A 23,070-nucleotide genomic window follows, 5' to 3' on the forward strand; every position below is an offset into this window, starting at 1 on the left:
CCCTGTCGATGGGAATGAAGAACAGAGTTAGAAATGGTCAGGCGGTTTCCTGACGGAGATAGGCGCTGCTTCGTGCTTCGGCAAAGTCCAGATGGGTGAGCATCCGGTTGCGCGCCCCTTCCGGGTCGCGGTCACGGATCGCCTCATAGATGGTGCGGTGATGATCGAAAAGCGTGCGCTGGTCGTCGCCTGTCAGGTAGACCGCCCGCCAGACCCCCTGCTGGAACTCCTTCATGGCGTCGAAGATGCTCTGCATCAGGTGCAGCCAGACGATGTTGTGGGTCGCCTTGGCGATGATGATGTGAAAATTGGCGTCCAGATCCTCGGACGGCTGCATGCCGTCCAGGTTCCGTTCCATGCCATCGATGACGGCAGCCAGCTTGCGCAGGTCCTCGGGAAGTGCCCGTTGGGCCGCATAATAGGCGGTCCACCCCTCCATGCATTTGCGAACCTCGATCACATCCAGGGCCCGCTCCCGCTCGACCTTGATCAATTCCGACAAGGGAGACCCCGAACTGCTCTCCACAAGGGACTTCACAACCGTGCCGCCACCCTGGTAGGACTCCACCAGGCCGGCAGCGGAAAGTGAATTGAGTGCCTCGCGGACAGAGGGGCGGGAGACGCCGAACATTTCGGCAAGCTCCCTCTCGGGGGGGAGTTTTTCCCCGGGGGTGAACTCACCGGCCAGGATGGAGGTCCTGATCTGCTCGGCGATCTGGGTCGCTATCTTTTTCGGTCTGATCGGTTTGAAGTTCATGGCATCACGGACAAAACAACCGTTTTGCCGCTATGGATACACCATCACCGGCCCGATGGCAACAGGTTTATGGCGCTGTTCCCGCGCTGCTGGCAAGCAGCAGTTCGGTGAGATGCACGACCCTGATCTGCGGCGTCACGTCTGCCAGCGCCTTTCTGAGCTGCAGGAGACAGCCGGGATTTGACGTGACCAGCAGCTCGGCGTCAGTGGCCCTGATGTTCTCCACCTTGCGCCTGAGCACCCGGTCCGACATCTCCGGCTGCCCGATGTTGTAGGTACCGGCGCTGCCGCAGCAGGCATCGGCCTCGTTCAGCTCGGCATAGGAAAGATCGGGGATCAGTTTCAGCAGGTCGCGCGGCTCCCTGCGCAGACCCTGGCAATGGGCGATGTGGCAGGGGTCGTGATAGGTCACCCGCATCCCGAGCGGCTTGAGCTGCGGCTGCAGTTCATCGGCATGAAGGGCCAGGACCTGGGAGATGTCGCGCACCTTGCAGCTGAACTCCGCGGCGGCTGCGTTGTCCAGGTGGTGCCCGTACTTCTTCAGCTCGGCCCCGCAGCCGCCGCAGTCGGTGACGATGAAGTCGACCTCGAAGCCGTTGAACAGCTCCACGTTGGTGCGTGCCGCCTCCTTCACCCCCTCCGGGTCGCCTGCCAGCATATTGGGAGCGCCACAGCAGACTTGGGCGCGCGGGGTGATCACCCGGTACCCCAGCATTGAGAGCAGCTGGATGGTGGCCCGGCTTGCCTCGGAGAAGATCAGGCTCATCACGCAGCCGAGGAAGAAGCCGACCGTGCCGCGCTCCGTGCCGCATGCGGGGGTGACCTCCTGAATGGTCTGGCGCAGCGGTCTGGACGGCAGCTCGGGGAGAAGCCCCTCCATCCGTTCCAGCGGTTTGGGGAACATCTTGAGGACACCGAGCGTTCTGACCAGCTTCTGCAGGCCGCTTCGCTGATAGATCCGCATCGGGGCCATGGAGAGCTCCAGCCGGTCGGGATGGGGAACCAGTTTGCGCAGGATCAGGTCTTCCATGAAACCGAGGCCGGCTTTCGCCTTACGCTCGCAGGTAAACTCGGCCACCAGCTCGCCGGCATTGACCCCGCAGGGGCAGGCCGAGGCACAGGCCTGGCAGTCCAGGCAGAGAGAGAGGTATTCGAGGAGGAGCTCGGACTGGTCCAACTCGTCCTCCTGCACCTTGCGCACCAATGCCACCCTACCCCTCGGCGAGGCGGTCTCCAGAAAAGTCTCCTTATAGGTCGGGCAGACCGGCAGGCACATGCCACAGCGCATACAATTTATAAGTTTGACGTAATCCATGTTAGACCCCGTGACTGGTGACTCGTAACCCGTGACTGGCACCCCATGCTGGTGGCAGAAGGTTGTAACGAGTCACCGCTCTTAAAACATCTTGCACGGATTGAGTATCCCCTTCGGATCGAAGGCGATTTTTATCCCCCGCATGACGCGAATCCCCGACTCCCCCACCAATCTTGGCAGGTACTTTTTCTTGGCCAGTCCGACACCATGCTCGCCGGTAATGGTGCCACCCATGCCGATGGCGGCGTCGAAGATCTCGGAAAAAGCGGCGTGGGCGCGGGCGATCTCGTCCTTGTCGCGCTCGTCGGTCAGGCAGGTGGGATGCAGGTTGCCGTCGCCGGCATGGCCGAAGGTGCCGATGGTGACATTATATTTTCTGGCAGAGTCCTGGATTACCTGCAGCATTGGGGCGATACAACTGCGCGGCACGGTGGCGTCCTCCAGAATAGTGGTCGGCTTGAGCCGGGCCAGGGCCGACAGGGCCGTACGGCGCGCGGCCGTCAGTTTGAGCGCCTCGTCGGCGTTCTGCGCCGTCTGGAAAAAAGAGCAGCGGTGCCTGGTGCAGATCTCGGCAACAGCAGCGGCCTCTTCGGCCGTAACTGCCGGATGGCCGTCCACCTCGATCAGCAGCACGGCGTCCACATCAAGCGGCAGGCCGACGTGGGCGTACTCCTCGACGCATTTGATGGTCACCCGGTCCAGGATCTCCAGGGTGGCAGGAATAACACGGGCGGCAATAATGGCCGAGACCGCCAGCGCAGCATCCTGAAGGGCCGGGAAATGAGCCAGCATGGTTACCTTTACCTGCGGCCCGGGGATCAGCTTGACCGTGATGCCGGTAAAGAGGCCCAGCGTTCCTTCCGACGACACCAGGAGCGGGTTTATGGCATAGCCGGCCACGTCCTTGACCGCCTTGCCGCCGCTCTTCAAAATGTCACCGTCCGCCAGAACGGTCTCCAGCCCCATGACATAGTCGGCAGTGACGCCGTATTTCAGGCCGCGCAGCCCGCCGGAATTCTCGGCCACGTTCCCCCCCATGGTGGAGATGTTCATGCTGCCGGGATCGGGCGGATAGAAGAGGCCACGCGACTCCACCTCCCGGTGCAGGGCGCTGGTCACCACCCCCGGCTCCACCGTGGCGGTCAGGTTCTCCTCGTCGATCTCGATAATCCGGTTCATGCGGCTGGTCTGGACCACCACGCCGGCATTAACCGACAGCGAACCACCCGACAGATTGGTGCCCGAGCCGCGGGGGGTGACACTCACCCCGGCCCCGTGACAAAGACGCATGATGCGGACCACCTCTCCGGTACTCGCAGGCAGCAGCACCGCTCCGGGCCGACTTTCGATCTCCGGGGTGGAGTCATAGCCGTAGACCGCCAGCGACTCCCGGTCGGTGAGCGTATACTGTTCGCCGACGATTGCTTTTAACTCATTAATGAATGACTGTTCCACGGCAATTTCTCCCAAAGTAAAGTCCCCCTTTATCAAAGGGGGGGACGAATTACGGTATCATCCAGGTAAATACATATGCCTGTAAGTAGACAATTATACCGACAATCACGGTCAGGAACAGGGAGTGCTTCAAGGTGAAGCGGAACAGGGTCCCCTCCTCCCCCACCATGCCGGTGGCGGCAGTGGCGACCGCCAATGACTGGGGAGAGATCATCTTGCCCATGACCCCGCCGCTCGTGTTGGCCGCACCGGTCAGGATCGGGTTGATGCCGAGCTGCTCGGCGGTTGCCTTCTGCAGGCCGCCGAAGAGGACGTTGCTGGAGGTGTCGGAGCCGGTCAGGAAGACCCCCAGCCAGCCCAGGAACGGGGCGATGAACGGGAAGATGTGACCGGTCTTGGTGAAGACGAGCCCCAGACTGTTGGTCATGCCCGACGTATTCATGACATAGGCGAGGCCGAGCACCGAGGCAACGGTGATCGCCGGAAAGCGCATGTCAAAGAGGGTCTTGCCGAGGATACTGACGGTATCGCCCATGCCGACACCGCAGATGAGGGCGGAGAGGAAGGCGGCAATGAGGATGGCGGTGCCGGCCGCGGACATGAAGTTGAAGTTGTACTTTGCTGCCAGCTTGATCGGGAGCTGGTCCGCCAGCGCCTTGTCCAGCGGCTTCAGCTGGTCCTTGGCGAGCGCAGGCGCAGATGCGGAAGAGGCGACGGCCACGCCGGAAACGCCCTTGCCGGCCAGTGCACCGCCGTTCGCCAGCTCCTTGACCAGTTTCTGGATTTCGTCCCTCTTCTTGGCAACGGCATCGAACGCCTTGAGACGGTCGTCGGTCAGGACAGCACCCTGGCCGGCCAGCCGCTGCTCCACCGGAACGATCAGTTCTTCAACTCCTTTGAGTTCGGCCAGCCTTGCCGCGAGCCCGCTCAGCCGTGGGTCTGCCGGAGAGAGAAGCGCGAGTTGCCGGTCGACCTCGGCCTTGACCGCGGCTGCCTTCTTCAGGCCGTCTTCCGGCTTGGAAACCTTCTTCACGATACCGTTGTGGAGGCCGTCAACGGTAATGAGTACGGAGCTCTTGTCGAGGGACGCCTTGATCGAGGGGATTCCCCAGAGGAGCACCATGAGGGTGAGGGCGAGATAGGGGGCCCAGGCACGGAAGACCGCAGACGGTGCGTAGTGGTGCTGAGTCGCACCAGCGAATTCAGGCTCATGGTCGAAGGTCCAGATCGTCTTCGGATGCCAGACGCGGAGCAGAAGCACCAGGGCGACCATGGACGCAAGGGAGGAGATAATGTCGGGCAGGTAGGGGCCGAGATAGCTCGCCGTGGCCCACTGGGACACGGAAAAGGTGACGCCGCAGACGACGATGGCAGGGAGCACCTCCATAGTCTTCTTCCAGCCGACCATGATGAGGATAACGTAGAACGGGATGAACAGGGAGATGAACGGCAGTTGGCGGCCGACCATGGTGGAGAGCTTCATCATCCCCGGATCGCCATACCCCATGACCCCGGCCAGGGCCACGACCGGAATGCCTATGGCGCCGAAGGCGACCGGAGCGGTATTGGCAACCAGGCAGACCCCTGCGGCGTAGAGGGGACGGAAACCGAGGCCGGCCAGGGTGGCGCCGGCAATGGCGACCGGCGTGCCGAATCCGGCCGCACCTTCGATGAAAGAGCCGAAGCAGAAGGCGATGAGGAGCGCCTGGAGACGGCGGTCAGAGGTCACCCCGGCCAGGGAGGCGCGGATGATCTCGAACTGCCCCCCCTTGACGGTGATATTGTAGAGAAAGATGGTGGTGACGACGATATAGAAGACCGGGAAGAGTCCGAAACCCGCCCCCTGAAGGGATGCCAGCCCGGCCAGCTTGGCGGGCATTCCCCAGATGCCGATGGCGATGGCGATGGCCGATGCGGCCGCAAGGGGACCTGCCTTGTGGGCCTTCATCTTCAGAATGGCGAGACAGACGAAAATAACGGCCAGGGGGACCGCGGCCACAAGGGCCGACAGCCCGAGACTACCTGCTACGGGTGTATAGGTTTGAATCCAGGGCATGACTCTTTCTCCTTTCTCAATGGGGGCGTGAACGTCTGCGGAAATAGATTTCGTTGCGCGTCTGTGCCGCGGGGCGTCAAAAACAACGGCTGAATAAAATCGAGTTTTGCTAACTTGTAATACCAATTAACTTATTTCGTTTATAGCTGTCAACACATTTATTCAAATGCCGTAAATACCTGTTGACAAGGGGCAAATAAATACTTTAGCCTAAGTTGTAATGTGGTTTTACAAGTAAATTATCAGCGAAATGCGAGTCCGGTCAGCCCCGATAGGCCGTCAAGACAATCGACTAACAACCAAACGGCTTTCCGCTATTGGCAAAAACATGGGTACAATGGAGTTGAACCGGTCACAATGTTTGTTGTTTGCCGCTCGGCTGCAGAGCGGTGATCAACGGATCACGGCAAAGAACAAGGAGGCGGGAACATATGTATGAACAATTCAGGGCACGGGCCGAGACGGTTGGGGCTGAAGTCCATCGCTTCAAGACCAGGGATGAGGCGCTCGACTTTGTTCTCCTATTCATCCGGAACGAAGGCATCCAGGATGCGCCTCAGTCCTGTGCGGTGTGGGCCGACGGCCCGTTTCTGAACGGTATTGACCGGGAGCAACTCAGGGGGAAGCTTCCCGGCCTGCGGTTCGATGTCAGTCGTGAAACAGCGGCCGATGCACGGATCGGCATCAGCGAGGCGGGGTTTGCCGTGACGGATACCGGCTCATTGGTGTCGGACCAGACCGATGTCAGCCAGCGGCTGGTATCCACGCTGCCGGCTATCCATATCGCCCTGATCGGCACGGACAGAATCCTGCCGGACAAGGCCGCACTCTTTACCAGGATTAACCCCGCAACCAGCAGGTACATCGCCTTTATCACCGGCCCGAGCAGGACGGCCGACATCGAGCGGGTACTCACCATTGGCGTGCATGGCCCGAAAAGGCTCGTGATCGTCTTTGTCGATGGGATGGGAGGGGTAAACATATGAAGAGAGAGTTCAGGGAATCCATCGAGCGGGCCGTCAACGATGCAACGCTCACCGGGGCATTGGGGAAATTTTCCGAGGCCTACAAGGTCAACCGCGCCAAGGCCTACGAGGGGATCGACTTCGAAGCGCTCAGGGGCACCATTGCCGAGCGGAAGGCCTATGCCGCCTCACACCTGGATCTGATGGCGGCCACCTTCACCCGCAATGCCGAGGCGTTGGGCGCCAAGGTCTTTAGGAGCGACGATCCGGAGCAGGTCAAGGCGTACATCCTCAAGGTCGCCCGGGACAACGGTGTCAAGACCGTGGTCAAGTCCAAGTCCATGGCCACCGAGGAGATCCATCTCAACGACTACCTGGAACAGAATGGCATCACGGTCGGCGAGACCGATCTGGGCGAATGGATCATCCAGCTGGCCGGGCAGCGACCGTCCCACATGGTGATGCCCGCCATCCACATGACCAAGGAGGAGGTCGCCGACCTCTTCAGCAAGGAAGTCAACGAGCGCCTGACCACCGACATACCGCGACTGGTGGAGGTGGCCCGCAACGAGCTCCGTTCCAAATTCCTGGCAGCAGACATGGGCATTACCGGGGGCAATCTGGCCGTGGCCGAGACCGGCAGCATCGTGCTCGTCACCAACGAGGGAAACGCCCGGCTGGTCACCACCCTGCCGAAGATCCATATCGCCCTGGTCGGCATCGAAAAGTTCGTCGAGAAGTTCGAGGATGTGGCCCCGATCCTGACCGCCCTTCCCCGAAGCGCAACGGCCCAGCTGTTGACCAGCTACGTCTCGATCATCACCGGCCCGACCCTGAACAGTGACGGCACCATGAAGGAGCTGCACATCATCCTGATGGACAACCGCCGGACCGAAATGGCCAATGACCCCAAGTTCAAGCAGGCGTTGCAGTGCATCCGCTGCGGCTCGTGCCTGAATGTCTGCCCGATCTTCCGCCTGGTGGGCGGCCACGTCTTTGGCAGCGTCTATACCGGCGGCATCGGTACCATTCTCACGGCCTGGTTCGATGAATTGAAAAAGTCGGAGGATATCCAGGGGCTCTGTATCCAGTGCGGCAACTGCAAGGATGTCTGTCCCGGCAAACTGGATATCCCCGAAATGATCATGGAAATCAGGCGCCGCCTGGTTAAGGAGCAGGGAGTCCCGCTGATCCAGAAGGCCATCTACAGCGTGGTGAACAACCGCAGGCTCTTTCACTCGCTTTTGCGTGCCGCCTCGATCGCCGGCAAGCCCTTCGCATCGGGCAAGTTCCTGCGCCACCTGCCGCTGTTCCTGTCGGAGCTGACCGAGGGTCGCAGTCTGCCTGCCATTGCCGCAGAACCTTTCCGTGATCGTTTCAAGGGGATCAAGCAGCCGAAATGCACGGAAAAAGCCGCCTTTTATGCCGGCTGCCTGATCGACTTCGCCTATCCTGAGATGGGCGAGGCGCTGGTCAAGATCCTCAACAAGGCCGGCATTGAGGTACTGTTCCCGGAGGAGCAGACCTGCTGCGGCGCCCCGGCACGTTACATCGGGGCCTATGAGGTCGCTGAAACGAATGCCATCGACAACATCAAGTCCCTCCTGAACGTGGAAGTGAAGTATGTCATCTCGGCCTGCCCGACCTGCGCCGTGGCGTTGGCGCACGAATTCATCAGTACCTTCGAGAGCCTCGGTCAGACCGAATGGATGCCCAAGGCAAAGGAGCTGGCCGCCAAAACCGTCGATTTCTCCACCCTGGTCAAGCAGTTGGTGGACGCAGGGCGTCTGTCGCTGAAAGACGGACAGAAACTGGGCACCATAACCTATCACGATTCCTGCCACCTGAAGAGGACTCTGCACGTGGCCGAACAGCCGCGGGAGCTGCTGCAGAAGGCCGGGTACGAGCTGGCCGAGATGTTCGAATGCGATATGTGCTGCGGCATGGGCGGTTCGTACTCCCTCAAGCTGCCGGAGATATCGGCGCCGATTCTGCAGCGCAAGCTCCGGAACATAAAGAACAGCGGCGCACCGGTCGTGGCGATGGACTGCCCGGGGTGCGTCATGCAGATCAGAGGCGGTATGGATCAGGACGGTGCCTCAATCGATGTGCGGCATACTGTGGAGTTGCTGGCGGAGCGGTTGGAGGGGTAAGCGGGAAGGATGTTACATCAAGGCGCAATCAACCGCACCGTTGGAAAATAGGTGCGATAACGGGCGACATCACGGGTCAGCAACGTCAGGCCAGCGACGGCTGCGTGGGCGCCGATGAAAAAATCCGGCAGGGGCGAGTTCCGGATCCCCCCCTGGCGACGGTATCGGACAAAACACTTCCCCGCCAGAAAGGCCGCTTCCCACGGGATCTGCTGCCGTACGAACAAAACCATCGAGAGGATCTCCTCCAACTCCTCGATGCGGGCGAAACCAATGGAAACCTCGGCGTAAATCACCGGGTTGATGATGAGTGGCAGCCGTTCCGCCTCCTCAGCCAGGCGGGCGGCGGACCACTCTCCCCACGTCGGGTCGTCTTCCAGCACGTCCAGGAGGACATTACTGTCCACCAGAATACCGCTCATTCATCCCCTCGGGTCAGCGCCATGATTTCATCAGTGCTCATGCGGACCGTTGCCTTGCCCCGCAATGCCTCCACCAGTCGCTTGCCGCGCGATTCTTTACTGTCGGCCTTGCGCAGCACGACACTATTTCCCTCAATCACGAACTCGACTTCGGAATGCGGAAAGAGCCCCAGCTTGTGCCGTACATCCCTAGGAATCGTCACTTGTCCCTTGCTGGTCAGTTTCATAGGTACCCTCCAAATGTAATACTTGTACAAGTATTACATTTGGAGATAATTTGTCAAGCAGGGTAATAGATACCGCGGATACTTTGCCAGGACGGGGAAGAAGCCAATAAGGGGACAGGCTGCTTATTGTTCCCTTTGCGTCTCAATTGTTGCCTGCCCCCTTATTCTATTTGGAAATCCGGTCGTAAATACCTAATGCTCGTTTACGAGCGTATCCAGCGACCCCAAGCGGGACAAAGTACAGAATGGCAAATTTGAAAACATCTATCCACGTGATACGCGTAAATATTCCAGAAACACGGAGCATGGTTTGGCTCGTTCCAAGAAGTGAGGCTATGAATGCGCTTAACGGAACGACCAAGACTCCAAGGAAGGTGGCCGAAAAAATACCAGTAGAGATCGTCATGAGTTGGTCAGCATGTTTCTCTTGGGCTTTTGTCGATCTGTCTTTTAGTTCCATTAGTATATCCATATCTCCGGAGTAAATATGACTTTCTTGGAAACGGAGGCCCGTCTGTTTTCAGCAACCGGCAGATCGCGGATCAGACGCGCAAAGCACCGATCAGCTCCCGAACATCAGCTATGCCATTCTCCACCAGCCACGACTCCATCCCCTCGGCGATCTCCTGGGCTGCGGAGGGATTGAGGAAGTTGGCGGTGCCGACCTGGACGGCGCTGGCGCCGGCCAGCATAAACTCCAGGGCGTCGGTGGCGTTCATGATGCCGCCAATGCCGATGAGCGGCACATCCACTGCCCTTGACACCTGCCAGACCATCCGCAGGGCCACCGGCTTGATGGCCGGCCCGGAGAGCCCGCCAGTGACGTTGGCCAGGATCGGCCGCCGCTTGGCCAGGTCGATGGCCATGCCGGTCAGGGTGTTGATCAGGGAGAGGGCCTCGGCCCCGGCATCCACGCAGGCCCTCGCCATGGCGACGATGTCGGTGACGTTGGGGGAGAGCTTGACGATGAGCGGCTTGATGGTCGAATCCCGCACCAGCTTGACCACCTCATAAGCGGCGGCAGGATCGGTGCCGAAGACGATCCCCCCCTGCTTCACGTTGGGACAGGAGATGTTCACCTCGATGCCGGCCACCTCGGGAATGGCGTCGATCCGCTCGGCCAGTTCGCCGTACTCCTCCAGGGAGTTGCCGTAAAGGTTGACGATCACCGGGGTGTCCACACTCCTGAGGAACGGCAGTTTCTCCTCGATAAAGGCGTCGATCCCCACGTTCTGCAGCCCGATGGCGTTCAGCATGCCGCCCGGCGTCTCCACGATCCGCGGGGTCGGGTTGCCGGCCTTGGGCTTCAGGGAGAGCCCCTTGGTGATCATGGCGCCGATCCGCTCCAGGTCCAGGTAATCGGCGAACTCCCGGCCATAGCCGAAGGTACCGGACGCGGTCATGACCGGATTGCGCAACGTGATTCCCGCTATATCCACCGACATGTTCGGTTTCGTCGCCATTACCGGACCTCCCACTGCAGTTCTTGATAGTCGAACACCGGCCCGTCCTTGCAGACACAGCGGTAGTCCGGGGTTTCGGCGGAATGGCCCTTCCCCGGCACCACGCACCCGAGACAGGCCCCCATGCCGCAGGCCATGTAGGCCTCCAGCGACATCTGGCAGGGAATCTGCTGCGCCGCGGCGATCCGGGCAACGGCCTGGAGCATCGGCATCGGCCCGCAGGCGAAGAGCTGCTTCGCACCGCTGCCACCGGCAAGATACCGGGTCAGGACCTCGGTCACCAGTCCCCGGTCGCCCAGGGTTCCGTCATCGGTGGCCACGTAGGTCTCCACCCCCAGCCGCTCGAATTCGGTAATGCAGAGGACGTCCTCCTTGGTCCGGCCGCCGGCGAAGAGACGGACTTTTGCCGTCTTCACCAGTTCGCGGGCCAGGAAGTAGAGCGGCGCCAGACCGACCCCGCCCCCGACCAGCACCTTGTCCTCTCCGGCCGGCCCGAGATCGAACCCGTTGCCCAGCGGTGCCAGGATCTCCAGATGGTCCCCCTGGTGCAGGTCGGCCAGCATAGCGGTCCCCTTCCCCACCACCCGGTAGAGGATCTCCAGAAAGGTCTGCCTGCCACAGTCGGTATACGGGGTGGCAAAAGAGCCCAGATCGTAGATGCCAAACGGCCTCCTGAGAAGCGGATCAATCGCCCCGTTCACCCGTACCATGACGAACTGGCCCGGCCGGGCGTCCAGGACTGCCGGCGGGGCAGTCATCCGCATCCGGTAGTAACCGGGCGAAACCTCGACATTGCTTATCACCTGTGCCTTAAACTGCATGGTTATCTCCGTGCTGCGCAAAAATATATTCCATCAACAGGGCATCCTCGCCGTTTTCATAGTACCGGCGCCGGGTGCCGGTCCCGACAAAGCCGAGCCGCCGGTAGAGGCCGATGGCCGCCTCGTTGGAAACCCGTACCTCCAGCGAGACAAATGCTGCCCCGGCATCACGGCAATCGGCGATGACCCGCTCCACGAGCAGTTTTCCAACCCCGAGCCCCCTGAACGCGGGATGGACCGCCACGTTCATGATGTGGCCCTCGTCCAGGACCAGCACGGGACAGATGTACCCTGCGACCCGGCCATCGGCGAAGAAGGCGGTGAGCGGAAAGGCATGCGGTGAAATCAGTTCGGCCTGGAAATGCTCCCTCAACCAGGGTCTGGGATAGGAGGAGTTTTCGATGGCGAGAACCTCGTCCATATCCGATTCGACCATCGGGCAGATCGCTATTTCATCCAGGGAGGTTCCCATTGCCGCCGCATATTAGGGAAACGGAAAAACCTTGTAAACACCTTTTTTCATGCAGTTGGGCGCCACAGTATGGTTTGACATTTCCCAAAGGATGCCGTATATTTCTCCGTCCTTCAGGACAAAAGGAGAGGTAACGTGGGAAGTAAACGCATGACGTATAAGGATGCCGGAGTCGATATTGCTGCAGGCAATTCGTTCGTTTCCATGATCAAACCGCTGGTCAAGGCCACCTTCCGCCCGGAAGTGATGACCGAGATCGGTGGCTTTGGTGGACTCTTTTCGCTCAACACCAGCAAATACAAGCACCCGGTCCTGGTATCGGGAACCGACGGGGTGGGCACCAAGCTGAAGCTCGCCTTCCTGACCGACCGCCACGACACGGTGGGAATCGATCTGGTGGCCATGTGCGTGAACGACATCGTGGTCCAGGGAGCCGAACCGCTCTTCTTCCTCGATTATCTGGCCACCGGCCACCTTGAGCCGGCCAAGGCCGCCGACATCGTCAAGGGGATCTCGGCAGGCTGCATCCAGGCCGGCTGTGCCCTGATCGGCGGCGAAACCGCCGAGATGCCCGGCTTCTACGCCGCCGGCGAATACGACATTGCCGGTTTTGCCGTGGGGGTGGTGGAGCGTGACAACATCATCGACGGATCAAGCATCACCGTTGGCAACACCCTGATCGGTCTTGCCTCATCCGGCCTCCACTCCAATGGCTACTCGCTGGCCCGCAAGGTGCTCATGGAGCGGATGGCGCTCCCGATCGACGGGATCATCCCCGGCGTCGAGAAAAGCGTTGCCGACGAACTCCTCACCCCGACTCGCATCTATGCCAAGAGCGTCCTTAATCTGCTGCGCGATTTTTCCGTCAACGGCATTGCCCATATCACCGGAGGGGGGCTCTTGGAAAACATCCCGCGCATCCTTCCCAACGGTTGCAAGGCGCTGATCAACCGGACCAGCTGGGAGATGCCCGCCATCTTCCGCGCCCTTCAGGACGGGGGCAACATCGATGACGAGGAAATGTTCCGCACCTTCAACTGCGGCATCGGCATGGTACTGGCCGTGCCCAACCGTGATATCGATGAGATAATGATCCGCCTCTCCGGGCTGCACGAGCAGGCTTTCGTCATTGGCGAGATTGCCAAGTGCGAGCACGGAAAGGAGTGCGTCGAGCTGGTATAGGATTCGGGACACGGGACCGGTAAGGGACGTTTCCTGTCCCTGATCCAGGTTCCGTCCCTGTCTCTGTCTTTTTTGCGTTGCATCCTGCCAAGCAGACGTTCCTCAAAAACATGAACAGCGACCAACGAACAGTGAACATAGGCGTCCTAGTCTCCGGCAGCGGCACGAATCTGCAGGCGCTTATCGACGCCCATGAATCAGGCAAACTCCCGGCCCACATCGCCTGCGTCATCAGTAACCGGGCCGATGCCTTTGCCCTGGAGCGGGCGAAAAAGCATGGCATTCCTGCCATCCACCTCGATCACCGCTCATTCTCCGGCCGCAATGAATACGACGCTGCCCTGGTAAACATACTCCATGAGCATGGTGTTGACCTGGTGGTACTGGCCGGTTTCATGCGCATCGTCACACCGGTCCTCCTGAATGCCTTCCCCAATGCGGTCATGAACATCCACCCGGCCCTGCTCCCCGCCTTTCCCGGACTCCATGCCCAACAGCAGGCGCTGGAGTATGGGGTCAAGGTCGCCGGCTGTACTGTCCACTTCGTCGATGCCGGTACCGACACCGGACCGATCATCGTCCAGGCAACGGTGCCGGTTCTCGAAGGAGACAGCATGGAAAGCCTTTCCCACCGGATTCAGATCGAGGAGCACCGGATTTACCCCGAGGCCGTGCGCCTGTTTACCGAAGGACGGTTGCGGGTTGAGGGCCGCCGGGTGATTGTAGACAATCCGCAAACGGGGACCGATTGCAGCTCCGACGCATCCTCGTGTCCCTGGCACATGCGCTTCTAACGCGTTGAAACACAAAGAGGTTCATATGCACTACATCAGCACCAGAGGGAAGATCGCACCGATCGGTTTCAAGGACGCGGTCATGATGGGCCTTGCCACCGATGGGGGGCTGCTCCTGCCGGCCACCATTCCCACTGTTGACCGGGAAACCCTTGCCCAGTGGCGCACCCTCTCCTACCCGGACCTGGCTTTCCGGGTCATCTCCCTTTTTGCCACGGATATCCCTCCACAGGACCTGAAGCAGATCATCGTCCGGTCCTACGCCAGCTTTGACCATCCCGAGGTAACGCCGGTGGTCAAGGTCAATGGCGTACACCTTCTGGAACTCTTCCATGGGCCGACGCTGGCCTTCAAGGATGTTGCGCTGCAACTGCTCGGCAACCTGTTCGAATATCTGCTCAGGGAGCGGAACGAGAGGATGAACATCGTCGGCGCCACCTCGGGAGACACGGGAAGCGCCGCCATTTACGGCGTGCGGGGCAAGGAGAATATCAACATTTTCATCCTCCATCCGCACCTGAAGACCTCGCCGATACAGGCGTTGCAGATGACCACGGTCACCGATGCCAACGTCTTCAACATTGCGGCCGAGGGGACCTTCGACGACTGCCAGAACATCGTCAAGACGCTGTTCAACGATATCCCTTTCAAGGAGCGCCACGCCCTGGGAGCGGTAAACTCCATCAACTGGGCACGGGTGCTGGCCCAGGTGGTCTACTACTTCTACTCCTGGTTCAAGGTGGCCGGTGACAACGGCAGCGAGGTAATCTTCTCGGTCCCCACCGGAAACTTCGGCGACATTTTCGCCGGCTACCTGGCCAAGCGGATGGGACTACCGATCAAAAGACTGCTCCTGGCCACCAATGAAAACAACATCCTCACCCGGATGGTCAACAACGGCGACTATTCAATCGGCACGGTGGTGTCTACCGTCTCCCCGTCCATGGACATCCAGATCGCCTCCAACTTCGAACGATACCTCTTCTATCTGTTCAACGAAGATCCCGACCGCGTCCGGAGCGCCCTTGCCAGCTTCGCCGACACCGGCCGTCTGACCTTCAGTGACGAAGAGATGCGCCAGGTCCGCAGCGACTTTCTGTCCCGATCGGTCGACCAACAGGAGACCCTGGAGACCATTGCCGCGTTTTACCGTGAAACCGGTTATCTCCTCGACCCCCACACGGCAGTGGGCGTGCATGCGGCCTTGGCCAGCGAACTGGAAGGAGTCCCGGCCATCTGTCTGGCCACGGCCCATCCGGCCAAGTTCGGCGACGCCGTTGCCCGGGCCACCGGCCACGAACCTGCGCTCCCCCCGGCCCTTGCCGGGCTCGACAAGCTGCCGGCCCGGATCAGGGTCATGCCGGCAGACCTGACCCTGATCCGCGAGTACGTGGAAGCACATGCCCGCTGACGCTTTGGACGGCCTGGTACCAGATTTTCATGCTTTGACGGCAGCAACAACCCGCAGTGATTAACACATGATATATCTTTCATTGACGCACCATAAGCGGATGTGCTACAAGCAGTTCACTATTCTGTAAACGCCATAACTTTGTTCATCGGAAAGCCGCTGAGCGGCGCCGCATGCAAATTTCTTTTTGTAAGGGAGGAACAATGAACGCAGGAAACACTTTAAGAACCTTGATTCTCGCCTGTCTGGCCCTTCTCCTGCCAGCCCTGGCAATGGCCGCCGAGCCTGCCAGAAAGCTGGCCAACACCGACTGCGTGATGTGCCACGCCAAGCCGCCAGCAGACATTGAGGCCAAGGGTGGCAAGCACAAGACCGCCGTTGGCTGCCAGGACTGCCATGAGGGACACCCCCCCACGGTGAAGCATCCCATCCCCCAGTGCAGCAAGTGCCACGAGGGCAAGCCCCACTACAAGCTGGACAAGTGTCTCGGCTGCCACAAGAACCCGCACATGCCGAAGGTGATCAGCTTCGGCCGCGACATAACCGATCCGTGCCTCACCTGTCACTCCCAGCAGATCGCCCAGCTGAAGGAATTCAGGAGCAAGCACTCGGCCCTGACCTGTTCCTACTGCCACGACGTCCATGGCAAGATCCCGAACTGCACCCAGTGCCACAAGTCGCACTCCGCCGACATCGTTCAGGCTGACTGCAAGAAGTGCCACAAGGCCCACCAGCCGAAGAATGTGGTATACGGCAACGACACGAACTCCAAGTTCTGCGCCGCCTGCCACAAGAAGGCCTATGACCTGCTGGTCGCAAGCAAGGCCAAGCACCGCGCGCTCCTGTGCGTGACCTGCCACCAGACCAAGCACAAGACGGTGCCCAAGTGCCAGGACTGCCACGGAATACCGCACCCGGCCGGAATTCTGGCCAAGTTCCCGCGTTGCGGTGAGTGCCACGGCATCGCCCACGACCTGAACAACTGGACGGTGCCGGGTAAGCCTGCCGCCAAACCTGTTGCCGAGCCGAAGAAGGAAGAGAAGAAGCATCCGAAGAAGAAGTAACGTCTGAAAGGATGTGTTGAATCACAACGGGGAAGGCCTCACGGTCTTCCCCGTTTTTTTGCCGATAGATATACATGTCACTGGTAGCGGCACGGTTTGCCGTTCCCAATCCGGAGCGGTTATTAGACCGTCTCTAAACCTGAATTTGACCAAGGGGATGCACAAGCACCTTCTTTTTGGTTGTTGCTGACGCGGCGTAATGGAACAGTGATCTTTCTCGGAACAGTTCGGCAGGACAGACACCACTTCCTCACCCAAAGGGAAGGTCATGGGGAACGTAGAGACGCGAGTTGTTACCCGTGAAGAGGGAGGAATGGATTGCGGGCGGAAGGTTGACGGGCGGATGAGGGCCAGATAGGTCAGCGGTCGGTAAGTTGCTCCTCTTTTGGCACATACCAGCGGATGAAGTTGTAGGAGATGCCGGCCGGCGCCGGTTCGATCCCCCGGAAGCGGGCCTGGACGACCGGCAGCGCATCGGGGACGTAGAGGAAGGTGTAGGGCTGCTCGTCAGCCAGGATCTCCTGAATGCGGAAATAACAGCGCCGCCGCTGCTCCTGATCGAACGTGCCGCGTCCCTCCACGATCAGCCGGTCCACTTCCTGATTCTTGAACCCGACGAAGTTGAGCTCTTTGGGACCGGTCTTACTGGAATGCCAGACATCGAACAAATCCGGGTCGGGCGGTATGGTCCACCCCATGACGATCGCTTCGAAATCCCCCTTGTCGATGAAGTTTTTCAGGAACGAAGCCCACTCGACCACCCTGATCTTGACGTCGATGCCGATCTTCTTCAAGCGGTACTGGATGATCTGGGCGGTCTTAAGGCGCAGGTCGTTCCCCTGATTGGTCAGGATGGTGAACTGGAACGGCCTGCCATCCCTGGTCAGGATGCCGTCGCCCCCCCTGCGCCAGCCCGCCTCGCCCAGGAGCGCCAGTGCATGTGCAGGATCGTAGCCGATATCCTTGACACCCGGATTGTACGGCCAGGTGCCCGGCTTGAACGGACCATGGGCAACCTGCCCCATGCCGAGAAGGGCACCATGAATGATCTCGTCCTTGCTGATGGCTGCGGAGATCGCCTGCCGGACCCGTTTGTCCGCAAAGAGCGGGTTGCGCAGATTGTAGCCCAGGTAGACGTAGGACGAGGCCGGGTAGCGGTATTTGGAAAAACGGGACAGAAAGTCGCGCCCAGTGGTCTGACGCTGGTACTGGACCGGCGTGAGCCCCATCATATCCACGCCGCCGGCCTTAAGCTCCATATACATGGTGGCGGTGTCCGGGATGACCCGAAACACGTATCGGTCGATGTACGGCCGCCCCTCGAAGTAGCCGTCAAACGCCTCAAGCACGACCCGCTGCCCAGCCAACCACTCCTTGAAGCGATACGGCCCGGTACCGATCGGATGCCTGGCCAGCTCGCTCTTGGTGATGTCCTTGCCATCCAGCAGATGGGCCGGCAGGACCTCCATCCCCCAGGATGCAAGTGCCGGGGCAAACGGCTTGTCATACGTGACGCGAACCGTATAGGGATCAGGGGCAGTGATTGCCTTGACCTGCTTGAAATCCTCGGCATAGGCGGTCGGTGTCTTGGGATCGACCGTGACCCGATGGGTGTAGAGGACATCCCGGGCGGTGAACTCCTGGCCATCGTGCCATTTCACCCCGCGACGCAGATGAAAGGTGATGGTCAGTCCATCGGCTGAGACGTCCCACGACGCGGCCAGGTCACCGACCAGCTTCAGGTCCTTGTCGTACTTGACCAGGCCGTTGTATACCTGGGCCGCGACTGCACGGGAAGAGGAATCGGAGGCAAGGATGGGAATGAGGGTGGAAGGTTCGCCAATGGTCCCCTCGATAAACGAGTCACCATACGCCGGCTTCCCTGGCGGGCGTGCAGGTATGGTAATTTCTCCCTGGTCGGAAGAGCAGGCTGCAATAACGAAAAGTGTGAGAACCAGGGAGCAGCGGAGAAGCCCCCTCATTGTCCGCCGCTCTCCACTTTTATCCTGCGCAGTTTTTCCTGGATATCCTTCCGGCCAGGTTCGATCTTTAGCACTTCCCGATAGAGAGCGGCAGCCTTGCGGTATTCATGGCGGGCGAAATAGGCATCGGCCAGATGCCCCTTGATGGTCGGATCGCTGTCGGTCAGTTCCAAGGCCCGTTCAAGATGATTGACGGCATCGTCGTAACGCTTGAGCTTGAAATAGACCCATCCCAGGCTGTCGAGGATAAAACCGTCATCAGGACTGAGGCTCACGGCCTTTTTGAGGTAGGCAAGCGCCTCTTCCAGGTTTATGCCCAGTTCCGCATAGGTATAGCCGAGATAATTAAGTGCCTGGGGATCGTTCGGCGTAAGGGTGATAACCTGTTTCATCCGGTTGATGGAAGCCTCTTTGTCCCCCATCTTGTCCAGCAGTATCCCCATCCGGAAGAGCACCTTGGTGTCGTTGGCAAACTGTTTTTCCACGCCGGTCAGAACAGTCAGGGCATCGGGGTACCGCTCCATCGACTCATAAACTCCGGCCAGGTGAAGATGGAGTTCCAACTGGTTCGGATTTGCCTGTATCGCCTGCTTGAGGAGGTCGATTCCCCGCTCGGGAGTCCCTTTGTCCTTGTACAGATAGGCAAGATGACCCAGGGCATCGACATAATTAAAGGCAGTCGGCGGAATCTTGCTGAACTCCTCGATGGCCAGGTCCAGTTCCGGCTTTTCCTCGTACGCTGAGGCAAGATAAAAGCGGATCTGTTGCGCTGCCGGCTCCTGAGCAAGGATCTCCCTGAACTCCTTGATGGCATCGTCGTAACGCTCCAACTCCAGGTGGATCAGCCCGATCTTGCGCTTGGTCTCCAGGCCGCCGATCCCCCGTGCTGACAAATCCTGCAGGATCTTGAGGGCATCATCCAGCCGCCGCTGATGGATCATCAACTGTACCAGGTGGTTGCTTACCGCAAAATTGCCGGGATTGAGATCAAGGAGCGATTCGTACGTGGTTATGGCATCGTTAATGAGACCCTGGGTCTCTTGGGATATCCCCAGGTCGACGAGCACCTGTTCAAAATCCGGTTTCAGTTCCAGGGCCTTCCGGTAATAGGCGATCCCCTCTTTGGGCAGCTTCATCTGATCATAGGTCTTGCCCAGATAGTAATAGCCAACCGCAGAATCCGGGGCCACCTTGAGCAGCGACTTCAGGGTATTTACGGCTTCCTCGTATTCAAAGAGTTTTATGTAGGTAATGGCCAGGTGGAGATACACATCCTCCTTGGTATTGTCCACCTCGAGCGCGGCACGGTAATGGTCTACGGCCTCACGGTCCCGCTTGAGCCCCACCAGAATGTTCCCCAGGAGAATCTGGGCTTCAGCGAGTTTCGGGTCGAGCTGCACGGCGCGATCACACGCCTCGACGGCATCGGCGAAACGGTTCATCTTCAGCAACAGCTGTGCCATAGCCAGATGCAGATACGCGGCATTCGGGTCGGCTTCCAATGCGCCGCTCAGCAGCACCTGCGCACCGTCATAATCTCCGTCGTTGCTGTGTATGTGCGCCAGGGAGAAAAGGTACTTGGAGCGGGACTCCCCAATATTGAAGGGATGTTCAACCATCACCTCCCCTGCCATATTGGGAGTGATCACCTGTGTGGAAGCACATGAGGCAAGGAAAAGCGAGGAGGCGACGACAAACGTATGGTGGCGGTTCATGAATTGGTCTCGGGCACAGCTAAATGACTGGCGGTAAAGGGAAAAGCTAACACAAATAGCAGGGTGCGTCAAACGTTATCAGGAATATATTAACTATTCAAAATCGTTACAATCCTCACGGGGCAATTCCTTGTTGAAGAAACTTTTTGACCATTTCGACAAAATTTTTCTTGAAAGCGGAAAGGGATCATGATAAAAGTTTTTTTCACTCATGCCGAAGTGGTGGAATTGGTAGACACGCAAGATTCAGGTTCTTGTGCTCGCAAGGGTGTGCTGGTTCGAGTCCAGTCTTCGGCACCAAGTAGAAAAAATGCTGAAAAGTCAATGACTTAGTAAGTGAAGATATGGCGCTACACTAAATGCTACACAGCGAGCAGACAGTGAGCGCCATTTTTTTACCTACAAATATGCATATCAGGAATGATACATACCACTATCGGCGGCGTATTCCGGCTGACCTGTTTCACCTGTTTGGCAGGAAAGAAGTTACCAAGTCTCTCCATACCAAGCGCCCTCTGGACGCCGTCCGTCTAAAAAATCGTCTCGATACCCAGATTGAACAACTTTTCCATGCCTGCCGCATGGAGGCCATTTCTTCCGATACAGCACTCGCCAGACTACAGGCCATCATACATGGCCAGCCGCAACCCCAGACTCCCCCATCAGCAGATCAACAGCCTGCTCAGATTGTCATCATTCCTTCCAGACGTCGGGGCAAACGTTTGTCTGAGGCGATAGAGGCATATTGTAAGGAGCACCAGCACGGTTGGACCAGCAAGACAGCCAAAGAGTTCAGCGGCATCTACGACCGTATTATAAGCGGCCTTTCCGACCCCTATCTGCACGACATCGACCGCCCTGCCCTGGTTGCCTACCGAGACAAACTGTCCGCAGAGGGCAGACACGCCAAGACGGTCAACAAGTACCTGCAGATGCTGTCAACCGTCCTGAGATACGCCAGTAGGCTGAAGTGGTTGACCGGCAATCCCGCTGAAGGTTTGGGGCTGAAGGATTCCCGCAGAGAAGACGAGATTCGCCGTGCCTATACACCCGAAGAGATCACGCGGATCTTCCTTGCCCTTCAGAACGACAAGAAGGCATTCTACGAAAGCAATCACCACGAGCGTTACTGGCTGCCTCTTTTGGGAATGTATACCGGGGCACGGGTCAACGAGCTGGCTCAATTGGCTATTGCCGATGTGGTTGAGGAACAAGGCATACCAGCGATCATTATTACTGCTGCTGGCGGTGACGCTGGCAAGCGGATCAAGAGCGAGAGTGCCCGTCGTATATGCGAATGCTGTCGCAGAATCGATCAATCTTTTGCCTGTCGATGAAATTCAAATGGATGTCAGTAGTCCAAGCGATCGATTTCACGGCTGTCCTCATCAATTTGTGCTCCTGTATGTGTTATGCAATCGGATGCCTGACCTGTCAAGAAAATGATGAATTGTCGGTAATAGCTTACAAGCATGAGAGTTATTGGAAGGAACCTTTCTCTTGACCAATGTTAACCTAGATGTTAACATCAAAGCATGATACGGGACGTGAAATTCTACAAGACTGCTGACGGCTACTGCCCGGTGCAGGAGTTCATCGACAGTTTATCAGGCAAGGCTGCTCAAAAAGTGACTTGGACGCTGTCGTTACTTGAAGAGTTGGAAACCTTGCCATCCACGTATTTCAAGAAACTTGTCAACACCGATGGAATCTGGGAGGTTCGGGTTTCTCTGGGATCGAACATTTACCGTATTTTCTGTTTCTTTGCAGGCAATTCGGTCGCCGTACTTACTCACGGCCTGGTAAAGAAAACACAGAAAACGCCACCTGGCGAAATTGACCGTGCGGAAACGTACAAACAAGAGTATTTGTCGCGGAGGAAATGAGTATGAGCGATTTAAGAGTCTATATCGAAGGTAGAAAAAAACGCGATTCTGAGTTTGCTGAGAACTACGACAAAGGTTTTGAGGATTTCAAACTCGGAGTAATGCTTCGTCAGGCTCGTGAAGATGCTGGTCTTACCCAGGAAGAACTGGCTTCGAAAATCCATACGAAAAAGACTGCTATTTCAAGAATCGAGAACCATGCTGAGGACATGAAGCTTTCGACTCTTGAGAAGTTTGCCAATGCCCTTGGGAAGAAGCTGACGATCTCCGTTGCGTGAAATTGACATGGCGGCGGATAGATGTTTTCCACTCAGCCCGTTCGGGTCGATATCATGACTCACATTGACAAGGCTTCTGGGACCTGCTATAAATTGACACACAATTTGCTACACAGTAGCGCCATATCTTCTTTTAACTTACCGATATGATTAGAACTACCAAGTTTCCAGTCTTCGGCACCATTGATGAATAAAGGCTTCGCGGGTTTTTCCCGGAAGCCTTTTTCATTTTCACCCTCCCCCCAAAATCAGATTTAGTGCAGATTTAGTGCAGTCATACCCAAACGGACAACAAAACTTCCCCCTAGACATAATGTCTGTCAGTAGAAAGTAAGCGACCTGCCCCTTGCAAACGTGGGTTATGTTGGGAATGGGAATTCACCACACAGAGCCACAACCAAGGAGGCAGGTCATGAAGAAGAATACCATATTTGTCGGGCTTGATGTTCACAAAGACTCCATCGATGTCGCACTGGCTGATGTCGGCCGTGACGGTGATGTCCGGTTCTACGGCACGATCGGTGGCGACCTGGATTCGCTGCACAAGGTTGTTCGCAAGTTGCAAAGCACGGGCGCTGAACTTCGCTTTGCCTATGAATCAGGCCCCTGCGGGTACGACATTTACCGCTCTCTGACAAGTAAAGGATTCGAC

Annotated in this window: 21 protein-coding genes, 1 tRNA gene and 1 pseudogene; 11 read left to right on the top strand and 12 right to left on the bottom strand. The window is 58.3% G+C overall.

Translation table 11 applies throughout. From position 1 onward, the window contains the following. Positions 1–37: 37 nt before the first annotated feature. The 4 genes from JN12_RS06965 to JN12_RS06980 form a co-directional block, all read right to left on the bottom strand. Positions 38–757, bottom strand: coding sequence for a FadR/GntR family transcriptional regulator (locus tag JN12_RS06965; protein ID WP_145020221.1), 720 nt, complete (start codon positions 755–757; stop codon positions 38–40). Positions 758–824: 67 nt separating this feature from the next. Continuing rightward, the gene (locus JN12_RS06970; protein WP_145020224.1) at positions 825–2,072 is read right to left on the bottom strand and encodes a (Fe-S)-binding protein; all 1,248 of its coding nucleotides are present in this window, start codon (positions 2,070–2,072) and stop codon (positions 825–827) included. Between the two features lie 81 nt (positions 2,073–2,153). Beyond that, a complete protein-coding gene (locus tag JN12_RS06975; protein WP_145020227.1) occupies positions 2,154–3,527 on the bottom strand; it encodes an FAD-linked oxidase C-terminal domain-containing protein in 1,374 nt (457 codons plus the stop codon). 49 nt (positions 3,528–3,576) lie between these two features. Next, positions 3,577–5,583 carry an L-lactate permease gene (locus tag JN12_RS06980; RefSeq protein ID WP_145020230.1) on the bottom strand — a complete coding sequence of 669 codons (2,007 nt, stop codon included), beginning with the start codon at positions 5,581–5,583 and terminating at the stop codon, positions 3,577–3,579. 431 nt (positions 5,584–6,014) lie between these two features. Between JN12_RS06980 and JN12_RS06985 the strand changes: the two genes are divergently transcribed. Beyond that, positions 6,015–6,569, top strand: a complete 555-nt coding sequence (locus tag JN12_RS06985) for a LutC/YkgG family protein (RefSeq protein ID WP_145020233.1) — start codon at positions 6,015–6,017, stop codon at positions 6,567–6,569. Continuing rightward, on the top strand, positions 6,566–8,701 hold the full coding sequence (ldhH, locus tag JN12_RS06990) for an L-lactate dehydrogenase (quinone) large subunit LdhH (RefSeq protein WP_145020236.1): 2,136 nt from the start codon (positions 6,566–6,568) through the stop codon (positions 8,699–8,701). The genes JN12_RS06985 and ldhH overlap by 4 nt, the downstream gene beginning before the upstream one ends. Positions 8,702–8,718: 17 nt before the next feature. Here ldhH and JN12_RS06995 read toward each other — a convergent pair whose 3' ends face one another. The 6 genes from JN12_RS06995 to rimI all read right to left on the bottom strand — a co-directional run bounded on the left by JN12_RS06995 (position 8,719) and on the right by rimI (position 12,106). Beyond that, positions 8,719–9,123 carry a type II toxin-antitoxin system VapC family toxin gene (locus JN12_RS06995; RefSeq protein ID WP_145020239.1) on the bottom strand — a complete coding sequence of 135 codons (405 nt, stop codon included), beginning with the start codon at positions 9,121–9,123 and terminating at the stop codon, positions 8,719–8,721. Then, the gene (locus JN12_RS07000) at positions 9,120–9,350 is read right to left on the bottom strand and encodes an AbrB/MazE/SpoVT family DNA-binding domain-containing protein (RefSeq protein ID WP_145020242.1); all 231 of its coding nucleotides are present in this window, start codon (positions 9,348–9,350) and stop codon (positions 9,120–9,122) included. The genes JN12_RS06995 and JN12_RS07000 overlap by 4 nt, the downstream gene beginning before the upstream one ends. 166 nt (positions 9,351–9,516) lie before the next feature. Then, positions 9,517–9,810: a hypothetical protein gene (locus JN12_RS07005; protein WP_145020245.1), complete on the bottom strand. Its 294-nt coding sequence runs from the start codon at positions 9,808–9,810 to the stop codon at positions 9,517–9,519. Between the two features lie 82 nt (positions 9,811–9,892). Continuing rightward, entirely contained in the window at positions 9,893–10,813 is a 921-nt protein-coding gene (locus JN12_RS07010) for a dihydroorotate dehydrogenase (RefSeq protein WP_145020248.1), read from the bottom strand. Then, the gene (locus tag JN12_RS07015; protein WP_145020251.1) at positions 10,813–11,634 is read right to left on the bottom strand and encodes a dihydroorotate dehydrogenase electron transfer subunit; all 822 of its coding nucleotides are present in this window, start codon (positions 11,632–11,634) and stop codon (positions 10,813–10,815) included. The genes JN12_RS07010 and JN12_RS07015 overlap by 1 nt, the downstream gene beginning before the upstream one ends. Then, positions 11,624–12,106: a ribosomal protein S18-alanine N-acetyltransferase gene (gene rimI / locus JN12_RS07020; protein WP_145020254.1), complete on the bottom strand. Its 483-nt coding sequence runs from the start codon at positions 12,104–12,106 to the stop codon at positions 11,624–11,626. Before rimI ends, JN12_RS07015 begins: the two co-directional genes overlap by 11 nt. 135 nt (positions 12,107–12,241) lie before the next feature. Here rimI and purM point away from each other — a divergent pair, with 135 nt between their 5' ends. From purM to JN12_RS07040, 4 genes are all read left to right on the top strand, one after another. Next, positions 12,242–13,288, top strand: a complete 1,047-nt coding sequence (gene purM / locus JN12_RS07025) for a phosphoribosylformylglycinamidine cyclo-ligase (protein ID WP_170241866.1) — start codon at positions 12,242–12,244, stop codon at positions 13,286–13,288. A gap of 110 nt (positions 13,289–13,398) precedes the next feature. Then, positions 13,399–14,082: a phosphoribosylglycinamide formyltransferase gene (gene purN / locus JN12_RS07030; RefSeq protein WP_145020258.1), complete on the top strand. Its 684-nt coding sequence runs from the start codon at positions 13,399–13,401 to the stop codon at positions 14,080–14,082. A 25-nt stretch (positions 14,083–14,107) separates the two neighbouring features. Beyond that, complete coding sequence (gene thrC, locus JN12_RS07035) at positions 14,108–15,493, top strand: threonine synthase (protein ID WP_145020261.1); 1,386 nt, start codon at positions 14,108–14,110, stop codon at positions 15,491–15,493. Positions 15,494–15,696: 203 nt separating this feature from the next. Beyond that, positions 15,697–16,557 (top strand): cytochrome C, encoded by an 861-nt coding sequence (locus tag JN12_RS07040; RefSeq protein ID WP_145020263.1) that lies wholly within the window; start codon positions 15,697–15,699, stop codon positions 16,555–16,557. Between the two features lie 359 nt (positions 16,558–16,916). On the opposite strand, the gene JN12_RS07045 is transcribed toward JN12_RS07040, so the two are convergent. Together JN12_RS07045 and JN12_RS07050 are read right to left on the bottom strand one after the other, a co-directional pair. Further along, positions 16,917–18,539, bottom strand: coding sequence for a peptide-binding protein (locus JN12_RS07045; protein WP_145020266.1), 1,623 nt, complete (start codon positions 18,537–18,539; stop codon positions 16,917–16,919). Then, the gene (locus JN12_RS07050) at positions 18,536–20,254 is read right to left on the bottom strand and encodes a tetratricopeptide repeat protein (protein WP_145020270.1); all 1,719 of its coding nucleotides are present in this window, start codon (positions 20,252–20,254) and stop codon (positions 18,536–18,538) included. The genes JN12_RS07045 and JN12_RS07050 overlap by 4 nt, the downstream gene beginning before the upstream one ends. 213 nt (positions 20,255–20,467) lie before the next feature. Here JN12_RS07050 and JN12_RS07055 point away from each other — a divergent pair. From JN12_RS07055 to JN12_RS07075, 5 genes and pseudogenes are all read left to right on the top strand, one after another. Further along, positions 20,468–20,554, top strand: a tRNA-Leu gene (locus JN12_RS07055). A gap of 80 nt (positions 20,555–20,634) precedes the next feature. Continuing rightward, positions 20,635–21,591, top strand: coding sequence for a phage integrase (locus JN12_RS07060; protein WP_145020273.1), 957 nt, complete (start codon positions 20,635–20,637; stop codon positions 21,589–21,591). A 210-nt stretch (positions 21,592–21,801) separates the two neighbouring features. Next, positions 21,802–22,140, top strand: a complete 339-nt coding sequence (locus JN12_RS07065) for a type II toxin-antitoxin system RelE/ParE family toxin (protein ID WP_211360512.1) — start codon at positions 21,802–21,804, stop codon at positions 22,138–22,140. A gap of 2 nt (positions 22,141–22,142) precedes the next feature. After that, a complete protein-coding gene (locus JN12_RS07070) occupies positions 22,143–22,418 on the top strand; it encodes a helix-turn-helix domain-containing protein (protein WP_145020276.1) in 276 nt (91 codons plus the stop codon). Between the two features lie 412 nt (positions 22,419–22,830). Beyond that, positions 22,831–23,070, top strand: a pseudogene (locus tag JN12_RS07075) (IS110 family transposase); the annotation flags it as partial.

This window comes from Geobacter argillaceus (assembly GCF_007830735.1).
Taxonomy (GTDB): Bacteria; Desulfobacterota; Desulfuromonadia; order Geobacterales; family DSM-12255; genus Geomobilibacter; species Geomobilibacter argillaceus.